Consider the following 777-nt stretch of genomic DNA (forward strand, 5'->3'; position numbering starts at 1 on the left):
TTCTTGGACATTTCCAGCAGCGCCGGCGACACCTTCATCGGGAACGCCGTGCCGACCATCACCAGCTTGCTGATCCGCGCGGGGGCGCGGCCGGCGGCCTCCAGCGCCACCAGTGAGCCCATGCTGTGGCCGACAAGCGCTGCTTGCTTCACCTCGGCCGCATCCAGCATCGCCAGCACCCAGTCGGCCATCGCCTCGACGCTTTCAAGCGCCGGGCCGGCACTCTTCATATGGCCGGGCAGATCGACTGCCAGAACGCCGAAGCCGTGGTGCGAACACCAGCGCGCCAGCAGCGTCCAGACCGTGTGGTCGTGCAGCGCGCCGTGGATGAAGACGACGCAGGGCAGGGCAGGATCGAACGTCTTGCCGCCGGTGTAGGCATAGGCCTCGCGCCCGTTGACCGTGAGCTTCATGCGCCAGCCTTTTCTGCCGCCTTCAGCGCGCGCTTCAAGTCGTCGATCAGGTCGTCGGCGTCTTCCAGTCCGATTGACAGCCGGATCGTGCCGGGGGTGATGCCGGCCTGCGCCAGCGCGGCGTCGTCCATCCGGAAATGGGTGGTCGACGCGGGGTGGATGACCAGCGAGCGGCAGTCGCCCACGTTGGCCAGGTGCGAGAAGATCTTCAGTGCCTCGATGAACACTTGGCCCTGCTTGCGCGAGCCCTTCAGGTCGAAGCTGAAGACCGAGCCGCAGCCGCGCGGCAGCAGCTTTTGCGCCAGCGCGTGGTCGGGGTGCGATTCGAGCTCCGGGTAGCCGACGCCGGCGACCATCGAGTGGC

Annotated in this window: 2 protein-coding genes; both read right to left on the reverse strand. The window is 67.4% G+C overall.

What is annotated here, in order from left to right; all coding sequences use genetic code 11:
* A partial coding sequence (locus tag AC1DYI_RS37340) for an alpha/beta fold hydrolase (protein WP_477209100.1) occupies nucleotides 1-413 on the reverse strand: 413 nt, incomplete at its 3' end.
* On the reverse strand, nucleotides 410-777 hold a 368-nt coding region (locus AC1DYI_RS37345; RefSeq protein ID WP_477209101.1), incomplete at its 5' end, for a PLP-dependent transferase. The genes AC1DYI_RS37340 and AC1DYI_RS37345, both read right to left, overlap by 4 nt.

The organism is Ideonella sp. P3_A4, assembly GCF_056403075.1.